20 protein-coding genes and 6 pseudogenes are annotated in these 23,021 nt (G+C 58.4%); 15 read left to right on the forward strand and 11 right to left on the reverse strand.

Annotated features, from left to right (window positions below):
• Positions 1-719: 719 nt before the first annotated feature.
• Both AB3L03_RS12125 and AB3L03_RS12130 read right to left on the reverse strand, forming a co-directional pair.
• Positions 720-1,118 (reverse strand): hypothetical protein, encoded by a 399-nt coding sequence (locus AB3L03_RS12125; protein WP_368509141.1) that lies wholly within the window; start codon positions 1,116-1,118, stop codon positions 720-722.
• Positions 1,119-1,185: 67 nt separating this feature from the next.
• A pseudogene (locus tag AB3L03_RS12130) lies at positions 1,186-1,473 on the reverse strand (thermonuclease family protein); the annotation flags it as partial.
• A gap of 234 nt (positions 1,474-1,707) precedes the next feature.
• Here AB3L03_RS12130 and AB3L03_RS12135 point away from each other — a divergent pair.
• The 7 genes from AB3L03_RS12135 (at position 1,708) to AB3L03_RS12165 (ending at position 7,719) form a co-directional block, all read left to right on the forward strand.
• The gene (locus AB3L03_RS12135; protein WP_368508662.1) at positions 1,708-2,604 is read left to right on the forward strand and encodes a hypothetical protein; all 897 of its coding nucleotides are present in this window, start codon (positions 1,708-1,710) and stop codon (positions 2,602-2,604) included.
• Positions 2,582-3,418, forward strand: coding sequence for an AAA family ATPase (locus AB3L03_RS12140; RefSeq protein WP_368508663.1), 837 nt, complete (start codon positions 2,582-2,584; stop codon positions 3,416-3,418). Before AB3L03_RS12135 ends, AB3L03_RS12140 begins: the two co-directional genes overlap by 23 nt.
• Positions 3,415-3,978, forward strand: a complete 564-nt coding sequence (locus AB3L03_RS12145; RefSeq protein WP_368508664.1) for a hypothetical protein — start codon at positions 3,415-3,417, stop codon at positions 3,976-3,978. Before AB3L03_RS12140 ends, AB3L03_RS12145 begins: the two co-directional genes overlap by 4 nt.
• Positions 3,979-4,592: 614 nt before the next feature.
• A complete protein-coding gene (locus AB3L03_RS12150; protein WP_368508665.1) occupies positions 4,593-4,820 on the forward strand; it encodes a hypothetical protein in 228 nt (75 codons plus the stop codon).
• A 320-nt stretch (positions 4,821-5,140) separates the two neighbouring features.
• On the forward strand, positions 5,141-5,761 hold the full coding sequence (locus AB3L03_RS12155) for a DEAD/DEAH box helicase family protein (RefSeq protein WP_368508666.1): 621 nt from the start codon (positions 5,141-5,143) through the stop codon (positions 5,759-5,761).
• Positions 5,762-5,878: 117 nt separating this feature from the next.
• The gene (locus AB3L03_RS12160) at positions 5,879-6,550 is read left to right on the forward strand and encodes a hypothetical protein (protein ID WP_368508667.1); all 672 of its coding nucleotides are present in this window, start codon (positions 5,879-5,881) and stop codon (positions 6,548-6,550) included.
• A 272-nt stretch (positions 6,551-6,822) separates the two neighbouring features.
• The gene (locus AB3L03_RS12165) at positions 6,823-7,719 is read left to right on the forward strand and encodes a hypothetical protein (RefSeq protein WP_368508668.1); all 897 of its coding nucleotides are present in this window, start codon (positions 6,823-6,825) and stop codon (positions 7,717-7,719) included.
• A gap of 1,266 nt (positions 7,720-8,985) precedes the next feature.
• Here AB3L03_RS12165 and AB3L03_RS12170 read toward each other — a convergent pair.
• From AB3L03_RS12170 to AB3L03_RS12185, 4 genes and pseudogenes are all read right to left on the reverse strand, one after another.
• Positions 8,986-9,423: a hypothetical protein gene (locus AB3L03_RS12170; RefSeq protein ID WP_368508669.1), complete on the reverse strand. Its 438-nt coding sequence runs from the start codon at positions 9,421-9,423 to the stop codon at positions 8,986-8,988.
• A 197-nt stretch (positions 9,424-9,620) separates the two neighbouring features.
• A complete protein-coding gene (locus AB3L03_RS12175) occupies positions 9,621-10,001 on the reverse strand; it encodes an NUDIX domain-containing protein (protein WP_368508670.1) in 381 nt (126 codons plus the stop codon).
• An 11-nt stretch (positions 10,002-10,012) separates the two neighbouring features.
• The gene (locus AB3L03_RS12180) at positions 10,013-10,243 is read right to left on the reverse strand and encodes an NUDIX hydrolase N-terminal domain-containing protein (RefSeq protein WP_368508671.1); all 231 of its coding nucleotides are present in this window, start codon (positions 10,241-10,243) and stop codon (positions 10,013-10,015) included.
• Positions 10,244-10,459: 216 nt separating this feature from the next.
• Positions 10,460-11,254 (reverse strand): annotated as a pseudogene (locus tag AB3L03_RS12185) (NtaA/DmoA family FMN-dependent monooxygenase).
• Here AB3L03_RS12185 and AB3L03_RS12190 point away from each other — a divergent pair.
• The 3 genes from AB3L03_RS12190 (at position 11,202) to AB3L03_RS12200 (ending at position 12,627) form a co-directional block, all read left to right on the forward strand.
• Positions 11,202-11,351 (forward strand): hypothetical protein, encoded by a 150-nt coding sequence (locus tag AB3L03_RS12190; protein WP_368509142.1) that lies wholly within the window; start codon positions 11,202-11,204, stop codon positions 11,349-11,351. The pseudogene AB3L03_RS12185 and the gene AB3L03_RS12190 overlap by 53 nt on opposite strands.
• Positions 11,352-11,439: 88 nt before the next feature.
• A complete protein-coding gene (locus AB3L03_RS12195) occupies positions 11,440-11,745 on the forward strand; it encodes a hypothetical protein (protein WP_368508672.1) in 306 nt (101 codons plus the stop codon).
• 522 nt (positions 11,746-12,267) lie between these two features.
• Positions 12,268-12,627 (forward strand): hypothetical protein, encoded by a 360-nt coding sequence (locus AB3L03_RS12200; protein WP_368509143.1) that lies wholly within the window; start codon positions 12,268-12,270, stop codon positions 12,625-12,627.
• Here the strand turns inward: AB3L03_RS12200 and AB3L03_RS12205 are convergent.
• Positions 12,508-13,830: pseudogene (locus tag AB3L03_RS12205) on the reverse strand (tyrosine-type recombinase/integrase). The gene AB3L03_RS12200 and the pseudogene AB3L03_RS12205 overlap by 120 nt on opposite strands.
• A 9-nt stretch (positions 13,831-13,839) precedes the next feature.
• On the opposite strand from AB3L03_RS12205, the pseudogene AB3L03_RS12210 reads away from it, so the two are divergent.
• Positions 13,840-14,081 (forward strand): annotated as a pseudogene (locus AB3L03_RS12210) (LLM class flavin-dependent oxidoreductase); the annotation flags it as partial.
• Between the two features lie 150 nt (positions 14,082-14,231).
• Here AB3L03_RS12210 and istB read toward each other — a convergent pair.
• Both istB and istA read right to left on the reverse strand, forming a co-directional pair.
• Positions 14,232-15,041, reverse strand: coding sequence for an IS21-like element helper ATPase IstB (istB, locus tag AB3L03_RS12215; RefSeq protein ID WP_368508673.1), 810 nt, complete (start codon positions 15,039-15,041; stop codon positions 14,232-14,234).
• 49 nt (positions 15,042-15,090) lie between these two features.
• Positions 15,091-16,341: an IS21 family transposase gene (istA, locus tag AB3L03_RS12220; RefSeq protein WP_368508674.1), complete on the reverse strand. Its 1,251-nt coding sequence runs from the start codon at positions 16,339-16,341 to the stop codon at positions 15,091-15,093.
• A 344-nt stretch (positions 16,342-16,685) separates the two neighbouring features.
• Here istA and AB3L03_RS12225 point away from each other — a divergent pair, with 344 nt between their 5' ends.
• The 4 genes and pseudogenes from AB3L03_RS12225 to AB3L03_RS12240 form a co-directional block, all read left to right on the forward strand.
• Positions 16,686-16,820: a DUF1045 domain-containing protein gene (locus AB3L03_RS12225; protein WP_085348485.1), complete on the forward strand. Its 135-nt coding sequence runs from the start codon at positions 16,686-16,688 to the stop codon at positions 16,818-16,820.
• A gap of 558 nt (positions 16,821-17,378) precedes the next feature.
• The gene (locus tag AB3L03_RS12230) at positions 17,379-17,915 is read left to right on the forward strand and encodes a MarR family winged helix-turn-helix transcriptional regulator (RefSeq protein ID WP_085348484.1); all 537 of its coding nucleotides are present in this window, start codon (positions 17,379-17,381) and stop codon (positions 17,913-17,915) included.
• 466 nt (positions 17,916-18,381) lie between these two features.
• On the forward strand, positions 18,382-18,654 hold the full coding sequence (locus tag AB3L03_RS12235; RefSeq protein ID WP_368508675.1) for a DUF3551 domain-containing protein: 273 nt from the start codon (positions 18,382-18,384) through the stop codon (positions 18,652-18,654).
• Between the two features lie 102 nt (positions 18,655-18,756).
• A pseudogene (locus AB3L03_RS12240) lies at positions 18,757-19,188 on the forward strand (aldehyde dehydrogenase family protein); the annotation flags it as partial.
• Positions 19,189-20,943: 1,755 nt separating this feature from the next.
• Here AB3L03_RS12240 and AB3L03_RS12245 read toward each other — a convergent pair.
• Both AB3L03_RS12245 and bioD read right to left on the reverse strand, forming a co-directional pair.
• A pseudogene (locus AB3L03_RS12245) lies at positions 20,944-22,135 on the reverse strand (adenosylmethionine--8-amino-7-oxononanoate transaminase); the annotation flags it as partial.
• On the reverse strand, positions 22,132-22,764 hold the full coding sequence (gene bioD, locus AB3L03_RS12250) for a dethiobiotin synthase (protein WP_368508676.1): 633 nt from the start codon (positions 22,762-22,764) through the stop codon (positions 22,132-22,134). The pseudogene AB3L03_RS12245 and the gene bioD, both read right to left, overlap by 4 nt.
• Positions 22,765-23,021: the final 257 nt, after the last annotated feature.

The following is a 23,021-nucleotide window of genomic DNA, read 5'->3' on the forward strand; positions in this document are numbered from 1 at the left end:
TGGTGCGCTCAAGGGACGCCGAATACAGCCCAGGCGGCACCACTCAATTCACCCCTAGAGTGCGGGCGATAATTGGAGAGTTCGACATCGATCGTCGGTTGTGCCCCTTGCGCGAACTGTTTCCTCCGACGCGTTGGCGCCCTGGACGGCAACCTCTGAATGCAAAGCACCCTTATGAGAAGCGAAGAGCAACCAGAAGAAATGTTGCATCGTTCGTGATGGTGATGCGCAGCTTCGTCGATTGAATTAAGGCGATGGAGGCGAGGAGGGGGTGTTCTCGATCTCGATCTGCCATCTTTGACGAAGATGCTCAATACGGTGACGTCGCATGGCGTCCGGCTGGCCACCGACCATATGGCCGCCGAATTGCGTTGAGCTACCCAGGGCCGCAGGGCCGGCCAGGCGTGCGCCAGGGGCGCATCGCCGCGACGGAAAATGGCACCCGGAGAGCGTGAGCATAGCGGCCCGAAGGGGCACGCGGGTCCGAGTGCAACGACGAGACCGGTTCAATAGCGGCACCCGGGAACGGGGCAGTGATAGCGATCGCCGCAGGCGAGCCCCTTTTCCGAGTGCCCCCGGCGAGGAGTTCCGCATCCCTTTGCGCGAGGGATCGACACCGCCCGGCCGAGACGCAAAGCTGCTCGGTTCAACGAGAGCGGTGCGGCGGCCGCCGCACGCGCTCTGGCCGAGCAACTCCACCAAAACTTGAATCAGCGGACCTAGATTTCCTCGCGCGCATGCGTCTGCGCGTCATAGATCCTGATCTGAAGCATGGGAAAACGCTTCTTCAGTTCTTCGCCACCTGCTCTGGCGCCGTCTCTGGTTGCAAATTCAGCTTTGAACCGGCCGTCCAACTCAAACGCGTAACCAGAGGCCGGCAATTCACGGGTGGCTGCAACCATTTCATTCCCATTGTGCAGTGAGGTGACTGGAGTGATCGGTAGCGTGAGTCGCCCAATCCGCGCCAGAGCCATCGGCCCAAATGCGGTGATAAACAATTGCCTTGTGGGTTGGCGCCTTGCTGGGATGGCAACAAGGATGGGCATTTCCATCATCTGAACAGGCGGACGGCCTTCCACTTGCGCGGATGCATGCACGATAGAGCCACGGCTCGACATAGCTGCCCTTCCAGAGACCCTGGCCCGCGCGCTCAGCCTCGCGCTGAGCTTCCTGATATCTGCCCCTCGAGTATTGAGGCCAATCCAACGCAAGGCCGTTGCGTACAAACCATTCCCCGAGGTCCCTGCCTGCGACCGAGCAGGTCGCGACCGTGCGGCCATATGGGTCGAGGCTGATTGGAACACAATTGACGGGACGGCGGGCAATGAAGGCGTCAAGGTCGTTCGCGGCCTGCGGACCACATCGATACTGTAAGCTGTCTTCGCCGCGGCACAGCTGCCTGCTCTCCGGTGCATCGACGCCCCAAAGCCGGATGCGCACGCCATGCATTTCCAGGGTGTCGCCGTCGATCATGCTGGCCTGTCCGACAAAAATCGTCGGCCAGCGCCACACTCGACAGAATGGCGAGAATCAGCGCGACAGAGGTTCGACCCATTCCCTTGACCTTGTAGCTATCGCAAATCTCGCGGACTGAATGACAAATAGCTATTCGGTACCCGAAAGCTTGGGTTGCCACAAAGCGCAATTGCTGTAGTTCTCGATCGAGGATTGTCGCCCGATTCTCGATTCCTTATAGTTCCGCGCATCGTGAGCACTGCAGAGCCCATTCCCGCAAACGCCCCGGTTCCCGTTATATTTGCGCGCGACGCGAATACGGCAGCGCTTGCTCCGATCGCACGACCTGCAGTCGCGGTGATACCACAATACAGTACCTGGAATGATTTCACCTACTATTTCACCGCGCGCCTGCTGGTGCTGCTGCCGCAACAACAGCCCGTACCGTTCGATATGCATTTTATGGTTTCTGGGTTCGATCGAACTGACGACTTCTTCAAGCAACTCCTTCTTCACCAACCTTGGGTGCCGATCGAGCTTGCGAATGCGAGCTACGTTGGCATTCTCGATAGCATTGAGTCATACGGCTCGCTGATTGAATTGCTTGGCTTCGCGCGCGCTATGACGTCACTGCGATTGCTCGGTGACGCGGTCGTTCTTCGGACAGAGGGCACGGATACCGCACGTCTGGCGCTTTTCGACACAGACCGATTTCACCTGGGCGCGCTAAGGGCCAGCTCCAACTATGTCGCGTTCCGCCACGGGCGTCGCTATTTGCGGCCCGAACCGCAAGCTCCAGTCCCTGATGCGGCGACAAGCTTCCACATGGCGACGAACCTGCTTGCGGCCGACAATCCCTATGACATCAATTTCGACTTTCGATCGGACGAACTTAATCGTGATCGTGTCGCGGTCCTCATTGGACGAAACGGAAACCGGCAAGACCCAGCTTTTGCTAAGCCTCATCCATTCGCAACGATCTCCCCAAGTCGGCGAGCCAGCAGTCTCGACCGCTTTCGAAACCACCCCAACGTTCAGCCGATTGATGGTCTTTTCATCTGTGGCGTCGGACTCCTACCCACGATCGATCCCGCCTTGGGAAGGCGTCGACTATCAGTATTTTTCGATGATTGCCAATACGGACACTGAGGCCGATGCATCGACCGGCGCATTGATCGATTGCCTGCGCGATCACAGGCAGTTTGAGCCTTTCTCCCAAAGTATGCCATTTAGCGGACCGAGTCGGCTGAACATGCTGGAAAGGTCGCTAGCCCCCCTGTCCTTTTCAAAGACGATCCACCTGCCTCTCAGGGATCAATCGGAGCCTCACGATCTGTTCGACGTGAGAACCTGGCAGGGTAGAGCCTATTTTCCCCTGTTCAGATCGTTGAACGAGCAGCGCCAGCTGCAGTTGGTTCGCATGGTCGATTGGTCCAGATCGCCGGTGACGTTCGGCCTGGGCGAAGCGCCCCGTACAATCAGCAGCGGAGAGCAAGCGATGCTGAGGTTTGCGGCCCAGGCCGTTGGGTCGATCGAACAAGGCAGTATGCTGTTGTTCGACGAACCGGAAACGCACCTCCACCCGAATTATGTTTCGGACTTCATGTCGATCCTGCACACGCTGCTGGCCGCGACGAGATCCGTGGCAATTATCGTGACACATTCTGCTTATATCGTAAGGGAAGTCCCTCGGCAGCGTGTCCGAATATTATCACTGAAAGAGAGAGTGATTTCGATCGATCAACCTAGGCTCCAGACGTTCGGAGCGAGCATTGAGAGCATTTCCCAGTTTGTATTCGGCGATAGCGACATCTCCCACGGTTACCAGGACTTGCTGGTAGATTGGGTCAATCGTCTCGGCACCGAAGTGACGATCGAGCGCATTGTTCAGGAGCACGGCGAGAGGTTGAATCCAGAAACACTCTCTTGTGTGGCCCACCTCCTTCGCATGCGACAGCAATGATAGCGCTAACCGCTCCATCGTCTGCGGAGGACGATGCTTACCTCAACATGATCTGTGCGGAGCCGGCCTGGGCTAATTACCTTGGCCTGTGGGCATCATGTTATCAGGCCTATCGCGTACATGGCGGCAATCCGTGGTCGATCGTTGGCTCGAAATTCCCGGCGGCAATGGGCACGGTTCAGCAGAGGCTTTACGAGAACCGAAAGAGTGTAACTCGCTTCAAGAACCTGCGCAGCCAGCAAGTCGCCAGCCGTCCCATGTGTGGGTCTTCGGTCACGGGCGCCCTGGACCACTTTCTGCCAAAGGAAACCTTTCCTGAGTTTTCGGTCATGGCGGCGAACCTCGTTCCGGCCTGCACGAGCTGCAACTCATCGGTCAAGGGCAGTACCTATAAAGGTGAAAGCCCGGAGGAGTGGCTCATTCATCCTTACTTCGACACGCTGGCCAACTCCGACCTCTGGGAGATACGGATTATCCAACCGTATCCGGCAGCCGTTTTGAAGCTATTCCCAGCTCTCACCATGCACCGTCCGTGCAAAAGCGTATCGCTTTTCATTTGAAGTATGTGCTCGGTGAGCAGTTTCAGCGCGCCTGTACGAACGCTTGGGCGACGCTACCACAACATATGCGCAACATGGGACCCACGGCTGGCCTCATTTCTGTCGCCGATATCCGTGCAGAGCTCATCAAGCTCGTGAGCTATCATTATATCACGACGGGACGAAACGCCTGGTTAGCTGCGTTCCACCGCGGACTGCTGGGGGACTTGCCGGCTCAGGCATTCGTTGCGGCACAAGCGACGACACTTACAAAGTTGGTTCTCTGAGCCTCATTGACCACACCTGTGCTCCCTGGGGGAATAAAGGGACACTCGGCTGCCTGTCAGTTGGCGTTGTTGCCGGATGAACTCGAAAAGCCGGCGTGTGCGTCAGCGATCGATACCTCGGCAATTAGACCATTCCTCCCGATGACGTCTGAGAGGTCGACACGTGGGTCTGGTCGAAGGCGACGGTCCGCAAATTAATCGGCATGCAAATCGGAAACCCGGCGAGAGCCTCCGATATACGGCGGATCTGAAACGCACCACGCCAACGGCGGCGCATCGACGGTTTTCTACAAGGTTGGTCACCACGCCAGTCACAACGCCACCCTGCGGGCCGCAGGGCTGGAGTTAATGACAAATCCGGGCCTTGTCGCGATGATCCCTGTCCAAGAGGAGTTTGCTCGCAAGACTAAGCACTGGAATATGCCCTTTCCATCACTCTTGGCCCGACTTCTTGAAAAAACCAAAGGCCGCGTCTTCAGGGCGGACAGATCGCTTTCAGATCTCAAAGCGGACAGCGCCAAAAGAGCGGGAAAGGCCGGCGAGCTCAGCGAAGATGATTGGAAGGAATTTTTTTAGTCGCGTCAGCGAGGGTCCGCCTTCCGTGCACGGCGAGGTACCGTTGTTCGTCGAATACTCCGTACCTCTCGGTTAATACGCCGCATCTAATTTTTTGAAGCAAGCCCGCCGAGCTGGCAGCTTTGTGGGGTCATCCCACTGCTGCCACCGTAGCAGGCCAAGGGCTGGACGAAGATGAGCGCAGGAGATCAGCTTCCGGAACTAAGGTATTCGAAGGAGTTTCGGCAGTACCAACGAGCAGCTATTCAGAAGGCCCGGCGCTACCGGGGCAACTTTCTTAACGCAGTCTCAGCTGGAAAGTCGGCGCCCGGGCTTTTCTCGTGTGCCATCCGACAGGAACGGGCAAAACGGCGGTTATTGCCGGTCTGTCGCAAGCATCCCCAGAGATAGGGAATGTTTTGGTCCTGACGACGCGCGAAGCGATACGTGACCAACTCACGCGCGAGATCAGCGGCAACATTTTTATAGAAGAGGACAAAGTCAATCTTGGTCCCAAGATACGGCTCGCAAAGAACACGTATGTCGTTAACGAGAGCCGGATACTGGAAGGGCAGGTGCAAGAGCTCCACGAGGCTACCATCAGGCACTTCTCTCCCAAGTTGAAGGACTTCTCTGCGCGGCAATTCGACCGGCTTGTCGAAGACCCGGGGAATATCGTCTTTGGCGAGCTTAGCAAAAACCGCTCGATCATGCTTATGACCGTGCAGATGCTCATCGGACTCGATATCCGCGGGGCTTGCTACAAAGCTCTTCGTGACCACATTGATCTGATAGTGTTCGACGAAGGACATTACGAACCGGCGGCCAAGTACAGTGCGGCTGTTCCGCGGCCTTGTAAAGCCGATCATCCTGCTTTCCGCCACCCCTTTCCGCAACGATCTGAAACCGTTCAGTATCGAAAAGAGCAGCATTCACCTCTACAGATTCTCCGAAGCAGTTGACGATAAAATCATACGAAAAGTCGAAGTAATCCAACGGCCGCGGACTTCCGATGCAGAGGTCTTTTGCTTGGATGTCATCAACTTTGCAGAAGAACAATTTGGCTCTGATCGCTCGAAGTGGCCTCGTATCATTATTCATTGCGAGGACATGGGCGCATCACGAGGCTTGGCGAGCGATTCATCGCCCATGGGTTCGGCGGGAAATTGGTCGCAATACACGACCGCTATTCGACGAAAGGCGCCGACCATCAGTCGGCAGCATCGATCGGTGCCTCCGCCAAGGCTACCGACGCCCAAATTTGGATACATCAGTATAAATTGATGGAAGGTATCGATGATCACCGATTTCGAATTTTAGCGTTCTTCGATCCGCTTGGAAATGTCAGATCGATAGTCCAGCAGGTCGGTCGCGTTATCCGCTTGACGCCGGGCGAATCTGTGGAGCCGGCATTTGTCCTTGATCATTTCCAGGGACGGATAAGTCGGGCCTGGGAGCTTTTCAGCTCATACGACAAATCGATCAGCCCGGAATATCTCACCAAGACGATGTCCAAATTCTACCTGGAAAAATTTGCGGCTGTTCAGCCCGAGATCGATTACATCTCGAAGAAATTCAGGGAGCGCCACGAACTCAACAAAATTGCTGCGGCAGACAATGAAATTCTGTTCGACCGACGCGTCGTGTTCAAACGCATCTCTGGCGTCCGATACGTTGAAATCACTTGCGAAACAAGTCGAAGAGGAACTGGTCGTCGAGGATTGCGAATTCAAGCAATACCCCTTTGGTAAGGAAGCTGTCTTATTCGTCTACGCCAAGGTGGCGAGCCCGGACTTTCTAAACACGCTGTACTTTGCCGAAGTGCGGCATGGTGCCCGGCTCTTGATCCACCTGCCGAAGTACCAGATGCTCGCCGTAGCCGGAGCGGGTTCGAGTGCCGGTTCGGAGGGGTTGGGCCATCTCGAATCGATAGGGCCGGAAAAGCTTGAATGTCTCCTCATGCCGGGGCAATTGGGTCGCATCAGCAGCGTCATCCCAGAACACCAATCTAGGAAATCGCGTGGTGCGCAGGCGCATCATCTCCGCGCCCTCAATCGCGGAAGTTCCCCCCATTTTGGATGAACACGGCCATATCGTTTCAACTGTCACCGGATACAATGGAACCGCCGCGAAAGTCGTCGACGATCTGGAGTACTGTGAATTCGTCGATGAGGAGATGAACATAGTGGACATCGCGCCTCCCGCGGCCACGAACGTGGGCACCTCGCTGCCCGCAGATTTAATCCGGCGATATATCGGGATTGGGAGCGGAAGAGTTTCTGAACAGGGCCCGCCACTCCGCCTGAACGCAGTCCGACAATGGGTCGGATCGCTTACTGACCAGATGGATACCGGCGCCCGCTACGACGCCGTTTACGATCGCTATGCGGCGCTCTCGGCGTCCGCCGTCGCCAACGGAGCGGCAAGGAATCTGCTGCTCGATATTTTCGATATCTCAGACCAATACAGGCACAAAGACACTGGCGATCTTATGAGCAGCGACGACCTGTGCGTCGATCGCACCGGCACGTCCGCGGCTTCAGACGGAAAACTTTCCTCGTCGTTCAGAATAGCGATCAATGGTGAAACGTATTTGGTGGACGCCATCTTCAACCCGGGCTCCCAGCGATACAAGCTCAAATCGCCCTCTCTCGACACGGCATTCGTGAGTACGGGAGCGAGAACGCGACCACTCTGCCGCGCGTTGAATGATCTACAGTCTTTCAGCATAATCCCTGACGATATTAACGTCATTTACGTCCATGGCCGCTTCTACGCGCCAGGACTAAAGTTCGGATCACGATTTACTCCGACGGGCTTTTTTGTCGGTCACTGCCTCTACCCCTCTGAGACATTCAGGAACATCTCATCGGAGAAAGGAGCTTCCGTCTCCAATGACGAATACGACACCGCCAGTTAATTCGGCCTCATCGACAATTGGAAAAACGGGTTCGATAGCAAGAAGCTAAAGGTCTCATCTGATTGGGTGAGCCTTTACCAGCCTGAGCATGTCAAATTTGCCCCCTCCTTGTGCATCTGTGATGACATGAGCAAGGAAAGCGCAGATTTCATTTTGGTCCAATCGTCGAGTCGTCCTTGTGCATGCAAACGCGTCAGACAAGTTTCGCGAATTTTCTGCCTCTGCCGTACAGGAAGTATGCGCTCAGGCTCAGAAGAACATGGCTCTTTTTTCAACCTATTCCTTGCAAAAGCCAGGCAATATCAATTTGTGGAATCGCGCGCACAAGTTTTCAGGCGACAACAGGGTTAAGCTCACCGTTCGAAAGAGGATTCGTAAGCCGGTTTCGGAGACTGCGGCGGGTGCCTGGGCAACGCTAAATGAATCCACTGACAACGCGTGAGATCTGGCTTGTTCTGGGCAACATGCTCTCGGCTAAGACCTTGTATGATGGCCTACGCAGCGACAAGCCGGCACCAGAGACTCTCCAGTTGAACCACCTGTTACAAACGACGATAGCTGCCGCAGGGAGTGTCGGCGCCAAGACGCGGATATTCTGTGCGCCGTAGTCACGGACCGGCTAAAAGAGAGGACAAGATAAGTAGCTCGCCGCCCACTTTTTTTCGGTTGCAAGCGGCCACCAGCCTCGGACAGCGATGAACGCTAAGCCCCGCTTCGTTTGCAATGGCGATGACGGCCTGGGATCCGCAGGTGCCGCGTCATGCGATGTCCGTCAGGATCATCGCCAACATGCATATAGGCGAGCGTGACCTGAAGTGAGTTGCGGCCTTCGCCATCAGCCTACGATCGCAATTGAGTCATAGCGCCCCGTCGCACCTCGCCAACCTGGCGCTGCGACTTTCGCTGCCGCTTCCAGACGCTTCACGAAAGAAATTTTCCGCTGAAATTCGGAGAACGAAAAAACCCTCGAAAAAAGCACGTTTTCAGGGGCTTGTTCTTTGGTTGCGAGGAGGCGCAACACCCTATCTCCTGCGCTTGTTGCCTGAGTGGACGCTGACCAGCCACTGATGGAGAGTTATATGCGCGTTGAGCATTCAATGACTTGCCGGTCGCACGCACGTTTTTTCACGCCGTATTGAGCTGTGTATGGTGGGAGTGCGTGAAGCGCATAGCCGGGTATGGGCGACCTCAGCCCGCTGGCCGGTGCAAGCTGACCGAATCGCGCAACGCCGAGCCGTCGTATTCAGTGCGGAACAGTCCTCGATGTTACAGCTCCGGCACTAGGCTGTGGACCAGCTCCTCCAAGTCGCCTGGAAGATATGGGACCTGCAACATGAAGCCGTCGCAAGGCCCCGCCTCGAACCACTCCTGCATGCGATCAGCCACCGTGCTGGGCCTGCCGGCAAAGCCGCTAATCGTCCTCCCCGCGCCGTAGCGCTGTCCTAGCTCAGCAACGCTTAAGCCTGAGCGCCGCGTCAGTTCGGCGACCTCACGGTAGTGCCCTTCGAGGCCGGGAACATCGAGATTCTCAGGCAGGACCTCGTCCTGCGGGAAGCGCGAGAGATCAAAGCCGAGATGATAGGACAAGGTCGAGAGACCGGACTGTGGATGCGAAAATTCGTGGAGCTGGTCGCGTAGCGGCTTGGCCTGCTTCTCCGTGTGCCCATGACCGGACGATGGCGGGCAACACCTTGACTGTATCACCGTCGCGGCCGAAACGGACCGCGCGAGCGCGCAAGTCGTTGCGGAATTCTACAGCGACATCGATGAGGCCGAGCGTCACGAAGATGACCTCGGCCCATCGCGCGGCGAAGTTACGCCCGCGATCGGAAGCCCCGGTCTGCATGAAGACCAGGCGCCCCTGCGGCGCTAGCTTTCACACCAACATCCAGCTTGCGTTCTCAATCGAAAAACGCAGGCCTGTTCATGTCAGTTGCGAACGCGAAAGCCGCGTCAACGTCACTCTCGATTGTCCTGCCTCGCGATAGGGCCGGCAACTGATCTCTTGGAAAAAAGAGCGCCTCGCTCGTCTCCAATGTCGGCTGCACCTTCTGACCCGGGAGCTGGTCGCAAAGGAAGAACATCTTGTAAAATTCACGGACATCAGGCGAATATGAGGCGTTGGCTTTGTGTCGGACACCATAGAGACGGGAAACAGACACTTTCAATCCAGCTTCTTCGTACAATTCCTTTTCAATGTTGCGGGCCGCAGAAAGGCCAATCTCGGCAAAGCCGCCGGGCAAGGCCCAAAGGCCGTCGCTCTTCTCGCGCACCAGAAGCACCTTGTTCCCCTCTACGATCGCTCCGCGCACATCAACTTTCGGGTCGCATAGCCGCGCGCGAAATCGGAGATGAGTCCCTCTATCCTCTCGATGGGAACGTTTCCCAATTTGGCAAGCATCTCATTGGCTATGAGAGCAATTTCCTCGTATCGTTGTCGATCGAACTGATCTCGCGCAAAATGAAGCCCGCTAGAGGCAATAGCTTGCAACCTTTTGCCATACGTAAGCCACTGAGGCTCCATAGTGCCACTCCATTTCTATTACGATGAGATCCTAACAAACGATGGCTAAAGACGAAAGCACATGCCATCTCGTGCAATACGCTTGAGGATTTGGTCGAAGTCCGCGGGGATTCCAGGACGAACAGCACTATTTCAGCCACCTCAGAGGGAAACGCGCCGTTTTTCAGCGAAGGCGCATATAGCGTGCGCACCATTGGCAACGCCAAATTGGTAGACTCAAGAGGGGGCCTCATCGGTCAGGTCCGGCGTCACGAAGATGATCTCGGCCCATCGCGCAGCGAAATCGCGGCCACGATCTGAAGCGCCGGCCTGGATGAAGACCGGACGTCCTTGCGGGGGCCGGCTGACATTGAGGGGGCCGCGCACATTGAACCACTTGCCGGAATGATCAGTCCGGTGCACCCGCGGAGGGTCGGCGAACAGCGGCCTCTGGCGATCTCGGACCAGCGCACCATCCTCCTACGAGTTCCACAGCTTGGTCACCACCTCGAGAAATTCGTCGGCACGCTCATAGCGCTCCTCGCATGAGAGCTGCTCGGTCAGGCCGAAATTGCGGGCCTCCGCCTCCTGAAACGAGGTGACGATGTTCCAGGCGGCGCGGCCGCCGCAGAGATGACCGAGCGTTGCGAGCGCCCGCGCCAGTACATAGGGCTGGGCGTAGGTTGTCGAAATGGTCGCGCCGAGACCGAGATGTTTCGTCGCGCCCGCGATGATCGAGAGCAACACCAGCGGATCGAGCCGCAGCGCGCGGTAGCGAAGCTGGCTGTCGAGGCTGCCGCCCAGCGTGTCCCGAATTGCAAGGATGTCGGCAATGAACAGAAGATCGAAGCGCCCTTCCTCCAGCAGCCGCCCGATCTTCTGATAATACGGGGCTGACAGCAGATCGCCGTCCGCTTCCGGTGTTATCGGCAAGCGCACACCGGGCGGCAAGGTGATCGAAACCGACACGGATTTCGCCATGTACCTGCTCGACGCATTCACCGTAGCCGTCGTACTCGGAAGCGGCTTCATGGCCTCTCCCTATATCCGCATTTCCTACGCCTCCTCGCTCGAGGACCTCACCCGCGCCTGCGACCGCATCATCGCCGCCTGCGCCGCCCTGTCCTGAAAGATCTCCGGATGAACGTGACGTCCGTCGACACGATCATCTGCGGTTCGGCGGGCAAGGCCTGCGGCAGGACCCTCCGAGCCAGTCCATGCTCGCGCGGATGTCGAGCGTCTTCGGCGCGCTGTTCGACCGCGCGCAGAATGCCTCGATCCACCTACACGAGGCGCAGCGCTCCGGGCAGATCAAGCACTTCATTTTCGCCTATCTCGGCCAACTTGACAAAAACCGGCCGACCCCACTTTCCGACCTGGTGGACGCTCATTTGGATCCGACCGGTTTCAACGCAATGCAAAGGGAGTGGATCGACCGGCTCAGCACCCGCGGAGAACAACTGACGTTATGTTTGGCTCGCGCTTATATCCCCCATCTGATCGACGAGCCCGCAATCCGTTGAAGTGAAGCCACGTAGGACAGATGGCTTCGCAGGCTTCTTTTCCAACTTTGCGCGTCATGCCGGCCGTGGCTTTGGCCGCTTCAGCTAGAGGACGCGATCGATCTATACTCTTGCCAGAAGACGACCTACATAGCGTCATCGAGTTCCGAAGCTCCAATCCCGTGAGCATTACGAACTCCCGCGGGATGAAACGCGTGTGCTGCTCGAGGTAAGCTAGGCTTGGTACATCTGCTCCTCGCGTTCTTCGTCGAGCAGCTGCACGAGCGGCGCTGCCTCTCCATCCAAATTCCGGCATCTCACCACTACTCGGCGTTCCACTCGCCTCGGTCGGAAGCTTTTCGTTTTCACCGTTCATGCCTCCGCCCCAAACCCGGATTCGGTTTGAGGCAATAAGATCGCAGACCTCAGCAGCAATATAGAAATCGAGGGCGCAGGTATGGCTGCTGGGTAGGTGTGGCGTACAAATAGGACGAATCGTGCCTGTTTTCGGGAGGCCTCAAGCGCCCGGCCTTTGGAGCCGAGATGCCTGCCACAAAGTGGCGTCGCAAAAATCGTGGCGTGCCGCCGCCCGAGACGTTCGATATCGATGCGCTGCCGGCCAGCTCCAATTTAACGGGACTAGAGGCGGCCGCCGTTATCCGGCGCACGGCTGGAGCACTGGAGCAGTGGCGGGGTGATCCGAACCACCCGCTGAACGGCGCTACGTCTATGGCCGCCCGCTTTATCGTGTCGATGCGGCGCGCGATTATTTGGCCAAGACCACTAAGCCGCCCCAGCCGCATAATGCTCGCGGAGACGGCCGAGCAGCTCGGCCTTGATGGGGTCGAGCGGATTCGTCCGCTGCAGCCGCACCACCTTACCGACCCGTTCCGCGCCGACTAACTGCGCGATGTAGTCATGAGCCGCTTCGAACGCCATCTTGCGGATGATCCACTGTTCGTCGTGATTGTAAACTGATCGATTCCACGCGGCATTTGCCCCACACACAGCCGCTGGATTTCGTTGTCGTAGCCGCAACGAGACATGATGGTTCGCAAGCTCCGCCTTAGGTCATGCATGGTGAACTTGGCAATATCCGCCTCCTTGATCAGACGCTTGACCATCTAGGTGAAGCCCGACATCTGGCCGCCGGTCTTCGGTGACGGGAAGACATAGTCGGACGTCGCGCACTGGAAATGTTTCGCGGCCGCGAGCACCTCGTCACGAGTGGGTGCGCGGCACATGGTGGTGCAGGCCCATCTTGGTCCATGCCGCATCGAAGGTGATGCGGTCATCCATGATGTGCTTTTGCCATTCGATGATGGTTGGCTCGCTGCGACGCGGGCCACCGAGTAGGCACATGCGCGCTAATTGCCCAAAAGCCCCGAGCTTGCCGGATGCGTGCCAGACCTTGATGATCTCCTCATCGGTCAGCGCGCGGCCCTTCGTTCGGCGCGCAACTCTCTGCGCACGGGTTTCCTTGGACGCGCGATAGCCGGCGAGTACGTTGTGCTCCACGTAACGCTCGCCGACGCCCCATTCGAGGAAGGTGTGCGTGTGCTTGCGCACGTCCTTGGCTGCGCCGCGCTTACCGGTCTTGGCGATCCTGTCCACCGCCGCCATGATTTGCCGTCGCGTCAACTCGCCGATGGCGAGATCGAAGTGATCTTTGAGACCGCATCGCGACGCCGACATTGACGGTCTCCAATTGACGACCTAGCGTCCAGTCAGGGACGTTTCGTAGGGGCCATCTTCAATGATCAGGGGCGCCAGCGTGGTGCACTGCCTGTCTGCCAGCTGTTGCCGCTTTGCCTCGCGTTTGGGCTCGTTCGGATCGACCCCAATGACTACCTCGGCGGGCGGCGACGGTAGCGGCCTTGCGCGCGTCCTTCTCATTGAACTTGGGCCATGCGTCCAGCGTCTTGCGTTGGGTGCCTCTCGTCCCAGGCTTCGTAAACAGAAAGACCCAGTCCGCCCGCCAGTCGCGCGCATCCTGATGGCAAGCCCCGGCTGCTCTGTGTCGTGCAGATAGAACTGCGACTTGACGGGTGGCAGCGTGGCTGCACGTATCGCCGCGTCAGTGAGCCTCAGGTAGTTTGTCGTCACTTCGGCTCTGAGAAGATCGCCGACAACATCCAGACCTGGTTCGAGAACGGCGCAGCCGATGGTTTCAACGTCATGCCGCCTGGCTGCCCGGCGGGTTCGACATCTTCGCCGAGCAGGTCGTGCCCATTCTGCGCAAGCGCGGCCTGTTCCGTCACGACTACACGGGCACAACGCTGCGCGATCATTACGGCCTGAGCCGGCCGGCCAGCATCTTCTCCAACGCCATTCAGACGATGGCAAAATTGGCCTGACAACACTGATTGGACGATGACGCAACAGAAGCCTATCGGGTCGCTTTCATTGGTCGCTGGACGGCTAAGGCGTAAGCGAGGGGCATTTATGTCAAACGCCATCCGGAACTGCCCCCTTTGCGTCATGAAGAACTGCCCCCACCCTCGGTTTCATGATGTCGTTTGATGGTTGTTTCCGCCGGTGACGGGACGGAGGGAGGCGGAGCCGACCGGAGGGCCGTCACCGGCGGGCGGCGCCTTGATGAGGCCGCTCTTCCGTTTGGCGCGGAGCCGGTAGCTGTCGCCGCGGATCGTCAGCACGTGGCTGTGGTGCAGGAGCCGGTCGAGGATCGCGGTGGCGACCACGGGATCGGCGAACACGGTGCCCCATTCGGCAACGCTGCGGTTCGACGTGATCAGCATGGCACCGCTTTCGTAACGGCAGCTGACCAGTTGGAAGAACAGATGCGCGGCGTCCGGCTCCAGCGGCAGATAGCCGAGCTCGTCAACGATAAGCAGCTTTGGCTTCGCCAGCGCGAGCAGCTTCTCGTCCAGGCGCCGCTCGCCATGCGCCTTGGCCAGGCCCGCGACGAGCGTCGTCGCCGTGGTGAACTGCACGGTGTAACCGGCCAGGATCGCTTCTCGCCCGAGTGCGATCGACAAGTGCGTCTTACCGACGCCCGGCGGGCCGAGCAGCAGCACATTCTCGCCGTTGGCGATCCAACGTGACGCGGCCAAGTCGCGGATCTGCTTGGGATCGATCGAGGGCTGCGCCTCGAAGTCGAAGCCTGCGAGCTCCTTTACGGCCGGGAAGTGTGCAAGCTTCAGCGCCATATCGATGCGACGATGATCCTTGCGCGCGATCTCACGTTCGCACAGCAGGATCAGCGTCTCACGCGCCGACAGGTTCGCGCGCGCAGCCTCGTCGAGCAAACTATCAAGCTGATCGCGGATGCCGGAGAGCTGCAATCGCGCCAGCATGGCATCAAGGGATCAGTCGGTGCTTCGGTTGCCTTCTTTGCGCGCGTCATCAGAAGCTTCCCCCGATCACGGCTTCGTATTCGGCAAGCGGACGCAACAATGAATGCGGGGGAGACGATTCCTGCACCGCCGCTGCGATCTCCGGGCGGCGGACCGCGCCATTGCGCCCGGCAACACCATCGAGATGGATCGGATCGACGATCCGCAGCCGGCGCCCCTTCGATTGCTCGTGAACCGCGACCTGGTGCACGCCATGGCGGATCCGCACCTCGCCGGCCGCGACGGTCACCGCGACCCGCTCACCAATAAGGCGCCACGGTACCGAGTAACTGTTGGTGTCGATCTCGATGGCACAATCATTGCCGACGATCCGGGTTAGCTCGCGCAATGATCCGAACGAGGGCCGCCCGCCGAGCGGTTTTAACCGGTGGGCCTCGTCTCGTGCGAAGCGGATGATCGGTGCTTCGCCGGTCGTGCCGTGGATACGGACGTTCGCAACCTCTCGCTCCCACCTGGCGAGATGGGCCTCAAACGCGTCCCAACTTGCAAAGGAATGACCTGCGATCGCGTTCTTCTTCACATAGCCAACGCCATTCTCCGTCTTGCCCTTTGTGCGTGCCCGATATGGTGCGCAGGCGCGAGGACGGAAGCCCAAGTGCTTCGAGAAGGCAATCAGCCTGTCGTTGAACTGAACCGACCGGCTCACCGCGTCGTGGCGCACCACAAGTGCGCGTGGGTTATCCATCAGCACTTCCTCGGGTACACCGCTGAAGGTGGTGAATGTGCTCTCGAGCCCGGCAAACCAGTGTTCTTGCTTTTCGGCCCGGAACGCTCGCACATGGAGCCGTCGCGAATGTCCGAGCGTCGCCACGAACACGAATGCCTTGACCTTCGTTCCGCCGATCTCGACCAGACGCTCCCCGAAGTCGATTTGCAGCTGGCGACCCGGAGGTGTCTCGAACCGCGTCGTCGCAAGCGCCTCCGCCTTCAGCGCCTGCCGATAAGGCTGCACCATGCGCTGCAGCGTTCGCCGGCTGACGGTCACGCCTTTCTCATTCAATAGATCCTGGCGCACCACGTCCGCATTGTCACGATGGCGAATGAACCTCTCACGCAGCCAGCCCTCAAGGCCATGGAGCCGTTGCGGCCTATCGGGCGACTTAAACGGCTTCACCCCGCCCGCCGCCACATAACCCTTCACCGTGTGATGGCTGCAGCCCAGCTCGCGCGCAATCCGCTTCAGCCCCCATCCGCACGCCCTCAGGCGCAACATCTCCGCCACGTCATCCGGCGTCTTCATTACCTGCCCCCGTGGATCACTCCACGACGAGCCTCTAGTGATTCGCTCCTCGTTCATTTGCTCTCTCCTTGGCTACCCAACGAGGGGGCAATTCCTCATGGCGCCGAGGGGGCAGTTTTCCATGGCGCGCGACAGCATTTATCTATGCCTCTCATAGCAACCCAAGTTCCGAGCGAGGTTATTCCCCGTGAACCAGGTTCTCACGCATTCGGCGAATAGATCTGTCCTTCCGCGGCCGTGGCTACCAGACATCTTATGGCGAGTTGTCGCGCCGGGTTTAGCCGGCGGGTGATCAAGTCTCGACGGCAAGGAAGAATGACTCGGCGTCGGAAGGCGGGATCTGGATGTGCCTCGTCCGATGGGGCAACCCATACGTTTTCGATCGATTCCGCTTCCACATGACCCGAGCCGATCGCGCTCCCGCCGATAGTACGGCAGGAGTTGGATGCGGTCTTCGCTCGCTGTTCCTCGACAATTAAGGGCTGGATAGTCAGACAGCCGACGAACGAAATCCTCTAGTTCGTCGGAGGCAACAGCAGCTCGTGGGCGGCAACACACGAGATGCAACGCTGCGAGGCGCTTGAATTCGGCGTTCGGGCGTCGTTTTTGATTAATTCCACCGCATCGATTGTGCGAAGTTGCGCTTCTGTTAAGCGCGGAGCTGCCCCACTTTAGAAAGACATTCGAGCCCGTTGCCCGGATCCGAGAACGGTCTTCCCGCATTTCGGGGCAGCCTGGGCCAGAGCGTAAGTGATGTAGTCTCGCGCCGGTGTGGGACACACGAATCGAGGTTTTGTTAAACGTGCGTCTCGGCGAAACTACTATCTTTGGCGAAGCCAATAGCCAAAAGGTTGGCAAGCAGTAGCCGCCGAGATGTAGGCTTGGGGTCTCGCTGGGAGTCACATACTTCGGCCACTTCTCGGCACTCACCAATTGTCGACGGAAGTAAGCGCGTGAGGACCAACAAGTTGTCCCTTTCTTGAACTTTCTCAGCGCGAACGAGCTTTGAATAGTCCTAACATTCGGCGGCACCGCATTTGGCTAAGCAAGCAACGCGAGGGGAAAATGGCTCTGCTGAGAGTCAGGATCTGGTGCGGCGATTAACGTTAGAGATCAGATCCCTCAACGTCTGTCTGGAGGATTTTCTTCAGGTCCGAGCCGAGGCACTCGGCATTAGTGGAACACAATTGGCGATCTTGATGGCCGTGATGGACTTAGACAAGGATGGCGGTGCTCCGGCCGGAGTGGTCGCAAAACTGATGAAAGTCGACCCGTCCTTCATCACGCTACATTCGAAAGCGCTGGAGAAAGTCGGATTTGTGCGGCGCAAGACCGGCATCAGGGATGCTCGGGTCGTCCAGCTCTCGCTAACGGACAAAGCCCGTAAGCGTCTCGCGAACATCGCTGCACAACAGGAGGAACTGGATCAATTCGTTTTCGGTGAGCTTAGCATTGAGGAATCGACGAGACTGTCGAGCCGACTTGCAGCGCTCAGGAAGCGGCTGGAGAGAGCTACCCTGAAAGCCGAACTGGACACCGGCGCGGCGTCAGCCCGAGGCAGGAGCCGACGTTAGAAGGGAGCCGCTTTGGATCATCAAGGGGTGCTTGAATGCGAGGGCCGCATGCCCTCATGTGAAGCACCGCCATCATGAGGAGCACATCGGTTCCTCGCGCCGGTCGGCCAGGCGCAGCGGCGACAGGCTAACGTTACCATTTGAGGATCGGGAGCTAGCCGATTGGGCCGACCAATGCGGGTTCGGTATGAGGCCAGAGTTCTCCGCGGAGCTCCAGGTTTCTGGCGTCCCCAACCTGTACACCCGGTCAGCCGCTAAGACTTTGTGGAATCATAAAGTTCTTGCTAGATCGCGACGAAGTCCGTCGGACAAACCATCTACGAAGCGATTTGCCATTGACCAAAATCAAAACATCAATTCTAGATTTTCTATCCTCTCACGTCTGAACGGAGGCTAAAGGTCTCATGCGCAACCTTCTCTCTATCTGTGTGCTTGCACTTCCATCCTCGTCGGCTTTGGATCGCCGTTGACCGCCGCTCCGCGGGGTCGTTCTTTCATTCCAACGGCTCGGCAGGACGTTTATTGCCTCCAGGGACGTATCTGGGGATATCCGGGCAATTGCCAGTTCTCGACCTGTGACGAGTGCATGACCACTGCCACCGGCACCCTAGCCTATTGCGGGATGAATCCGATCTATGCATTCCGGCAACAAGGAGGGCACCTGCGCGGATGCGTGATGGCCAACTGTGGTCGAGACATCCGTCTTTGCTTATATAATTGGACCCGCCGTGCTGGTTAAGCGTTGGGCTTCCGCCTGGTTGGACGTCCCCCCTCGCGCACGCTCCGGCACCGGCCTCAATCCCCCACCAACTCCGACGCCGATTTCGGGGCATCCGGTCGCGGCAAGTGTTGCCAGGCTCTCGCAGGCGCCAAGAACCACATGGTCGTCATGCCGCACGCCGACATGGACCACGCGGCGATGGCTCTGCTGGCGAACGCTGCATGGCGATCTCGGTGGCGGTGCCAATCGGAGATACCACGGCCGAGCGGCTGACCGAACAGCTGGCGCCTAAGGTCCGCGCCCTGAACATTGGTCCCTGACACTGGTCCCGATGACGAAATGGGGCCATTAGCAACAAAGCCAAATCTCGATAAGGTCTGAGGCGACATCGACGTGGGCGTACAAGTAGGTGCAAAGCTGATCGTCGACGGACGCGGACTTCGGCGTCAAGGCTATGAAGGTGGATCTTTCATCGGTGGAAGTCTATTTGCTCGCGTGACCACTGACATGAAGATTTGCCGCGAAGAGATCTTCGCTCCCGTCCTCGCGGTGGCTCATCTATCAGGCGGTCACGCTCGAGACGCGACTTTCCGACGGATGACAAGGGCAAGGTGATCAGGGGCTGCACCGCCATCCGATCCTGGACGGCGTCGCGATCTAAGTCGGTGAGACGATCCTTGCTCGAATCGCCATCGGCCGCGGATCGACCATCGGCGGCAATGTCTGGCTGATCCGTAACGTGCCGCCGAACAGCATGGTGAGGGCAGGCCACCGCGCGGAACGTTCCGAGCGGCTGTGCAGGTTAAGAGTTGGGCTTCCGCCCGGTTGGACGTCCCCGGACAAGGCAAGATGAGCAAGATCGCGGCTGAGCATCCCGCCCGTCAGGCCGTCCGCGATCAGCTGATCAGGTGGCCAGCAATCTGGAAAGCGAGCGCGTCAATATGGATTTGCAGATCGGGCGCGGCAGCGCGGCTGGAGCAATGTCGCCTTCATCGATGACGGCCTTGGCCGCTCTGGCGATGGCGTCGCGTGGCCCGGCTTCGAGAAGCTGCTGCCTACCATCCCACGCCGGGCGTGGCGCCGTTGTCCATATCGCGGCGTCGCGCCGCTCTCGGCGAGGTGAGCGTGATCGACGATGGCAAGGCTTAAGGACATTCCGAGCAGGGACGGATAGCACATGGAGCGTCGGCAGACTCGACTTCCCCCAACTATGTTTTCAGGGGGCTAAAACTCAAATTCTCACAGGAGCTTGCGACCTGCGCGCGGCTATCGTTAATGGAGCCTCAGTGACTGAATCGAATTGCAGCACCGAAAAACCCAAGGAGCCAGCAGCGTGCTCGGCATCATGAACGCTGGTTTTCCGTTGAGGGCAGACCCATTAAGAATGGGACCCAAGGCAGGAAAACCAAAATACATAGGAAGGTACGATCGCGCTATCGGGTGCAATCGAGCAAACCTGGTTCCTTGAGGACCCGGCCACAGCACGCTAGTTGGTCCTGTAAGCTGTGAAGTCGATGATTGTCACCGAACTTTCTGTCACTTGATAATTCGATACCATCCTGAACCTACTCAGCCAATGCCCTTGTCGCCTTTGCGTTCTCTGCCCCAATTGATCGAATGTCTTGAGCCAAGTGCAGCTAGCAAAGCCAGATGTGATCGGCCTCCCGCCGGGCTTTCAAGCTGCCAACGCATTTCTTAGAGCAAAGTGCCGTCCGCCAATGGCGGATTAGCCCGAACTTTCCGCCGCACATCGCGCAGCACCTTGACCGATCGCGGTGAGAGCTATGGGGAGCTGTTGCGCATTCTCGCCTCCTGTCGGAGTTCCGTTGGACACCTCGGGCATTTTCGTGGCCGCAGCACCACGCCCCGCGAAAAGTGGCGGCGCCAAGTTTCGCGATGCGTACGGGACATCTGGCGCAAGTGTGAGACTGACGTGCGCGCGGGCTCCATCTGGCTGCTTCAATGAGTCGGCGACTCGCGACACAATCCTGCGCTTTCGCTTTCTTTGTTTGATGGATTTCAGCCGGCACCGCTCAAGAGGCGCCTAACAGCACTCAAGGCTGGTAAGCGCCACCGGTGTGCGTTCGCATGGGTAACCTTGGTACCTGACCTCCTTCGCGACGTTTTGAACACGCATGATCACTGCGGGCGGTTGAGACGCACAGAGTTGTGACTGCAAGGCCAGCCTGAGGCGCGGTGCTTGGGTTTCCCAGAGAAGGCGCGGCAAGCGACACTTCAGGTCAGCGCAGCGGCCGCATCCGTGATGCTGCCGTAGATTTCGTCAAGATCTGACGCTGTGACACACTACGGAGGCATCACGTAGATCGTGTTCCCGAGCGGCCGCAGCAGCAGATTTCGATGCCTAAAAGAAGGCCTGAAGCTTCGGACCGAGTTCCGCAGGATAGCCTTCATCGCTCGCTTTCAGATCGAGTGCTGCGATCGTGCCAGTCCGGCGGACGTTTTCGAAGCGCGGTTCGGCGCGGAGGACCTCAAGCGCCTCTTCTTGCATCGTGCCGACCGACGCCAAGCGCTGGTGAGTTTCCGGATCGTGCCAGAGATCCAGGTCGGCCTTTGCGGCGGCGCAGGCCACGGGGTTCGCTGTATAAGAACTCGAATGGAAGAATGTCCGTGTATGATCCGTTGAATAGTGCGCGTCGAAAATATCCGCCCGGCACAGTGTCACCGCGAGCGGAAGCGTCCCTCCCGTGAGGCCTTTGGAGTAGCAGACGATATCGGGAATGACATTGGCCTGCTCGCAGACGAATAAGCTTCCAGTGCGGCCCCCACCCGTCATGACCTCGTCCGCAATGAAGAAGACGTCAGAGGCCTCGCAGATCCGCTTCATCTGTCTTAGCACCCACGCCGGATACATCAGCATCCGACCTGCCCCCAAAATCAGAGGCTCCACAATGAACGCGGCGGGCATGTCGTTTTGACAAGCCGACTCCAGCGCATCCAGTGTCGCCTGCTCACGACCGCTCACAGGAAACGGATTGAGGTCACGTCGAACAGCAGGGGCGCGTAAGGCGCGTTGAACACGCCTCTGGCACCGACCGACATCGCACCAATTGTGTCCCCGTGGTAGGAATGTTGCATCTCGACAATGCATCGTCGCGGTTTGCCGATGTTGTGCCAGTAGCCACCGCCATTTTTAGCGCCACTTCCACGCTGGCCGAGCCACTGTCCGAGAAGAAGACATGCTCGAGGCCATCGGGTACGAGCTTTAAGAGTTGCGCAGCAAGCTCCTGCGCCGGTTCGTGAGTGTAGCCTGCGAAGATGATCTGGTTGAGCTTGCCTGCCTGTTCCTGGATGGCGCTCACGATATGTGGATGGCAATGGCCGTGGGTCACCACCCACCAGGATGATATAGCATCGATAATTCGGCGCCCATCAGCGGTGTGGAGATTGGCGCCATCTCCCCGCACAATTTTGGTTATCTTCTCTTGGAGCGCATGCGTGTGAACGGATGCCAGATCGGCGACTTCGGCTTCGTCGTCATTGCTTGAATTGATCGGCACGGAACGAGGTTTTGAAGGCGGCCTGCAGCGTGTCTGCCGCGAGGGGATTCAGCCACGGCAATCGCCCTAACCAACGCGCCCGCCCAATCTCGCGAATTGCGATCTGGGTCTCAGCATTTGGTTCCCCAATGAAGGCAATCCCAAGAATAGGGATCTGGCGCGTTCGCAGAGCCTCTATTGACAGTAGCGAATGATTAATGGTGCCCGGTGCCGTGCTCGCGCAAAGCACGATTGGAAGCCGCCATCGCTCGAACACATCAATGTAGAGTGTATCGCCCCTCAGCGGCACCATTAGGCCGCCAGCGCCCTCAATCACCAACGGTCGCTCCCCGGTGTCTGGCACATTGAGCGATTCTGGCTCTATCCGAACTCCGTCAATTTCAGCGGACTGGTGGGGCGAACGGGGGGTGCGAAGTCGGTAAAGCTCCGGAATGATGCGATCGGGCGAGAGACTGCCCAGCCGTGCGACGAGCTCGGCATCAGTCTCTCCTTCGAGGCCGGCCTGAATCGGTTTCCAATAGTTCGCGCCGAGGAGATCGGCGAGTCCGGCGGAAAATACCGTTTTTCCGATTCCGGTGTCTGTGCCTGTCACGACAATCTGCTGACTCATCGAGCTTCACCTCTCGTCTCAATAAACACGTCGAGCACCGAACGCACCTGTCCTCTTGGTCGGCCGGAAGCTTTCATCTTTGCGCCCATCATCGCCGGGGCGCTCGGCCGAATTTCTCTAATGCTGGGCCGTTCGTTGTCGAATTCCGCAGCTAGTCAGGAGAATTACAAAGCTTTCATGTCACAACCGTCGAGGCCTGCGGAGAGGGGGGACGATTTCGCTATCGGCTCCGGCCTGAACCGTTTCCACGGGCGTCA

It is taken from the genome of Bradyrhizobium lupini (genome assembly GCF_040939785.1).
GTDB classification, from domain to species: domain Bacteria; phylum Pseudomonadota; class Alphaproteobacteria; order Rhizobiales; family Xanthobacteraceae; genus Bradyrhizobium; species Bradyrhizobium canariense_D.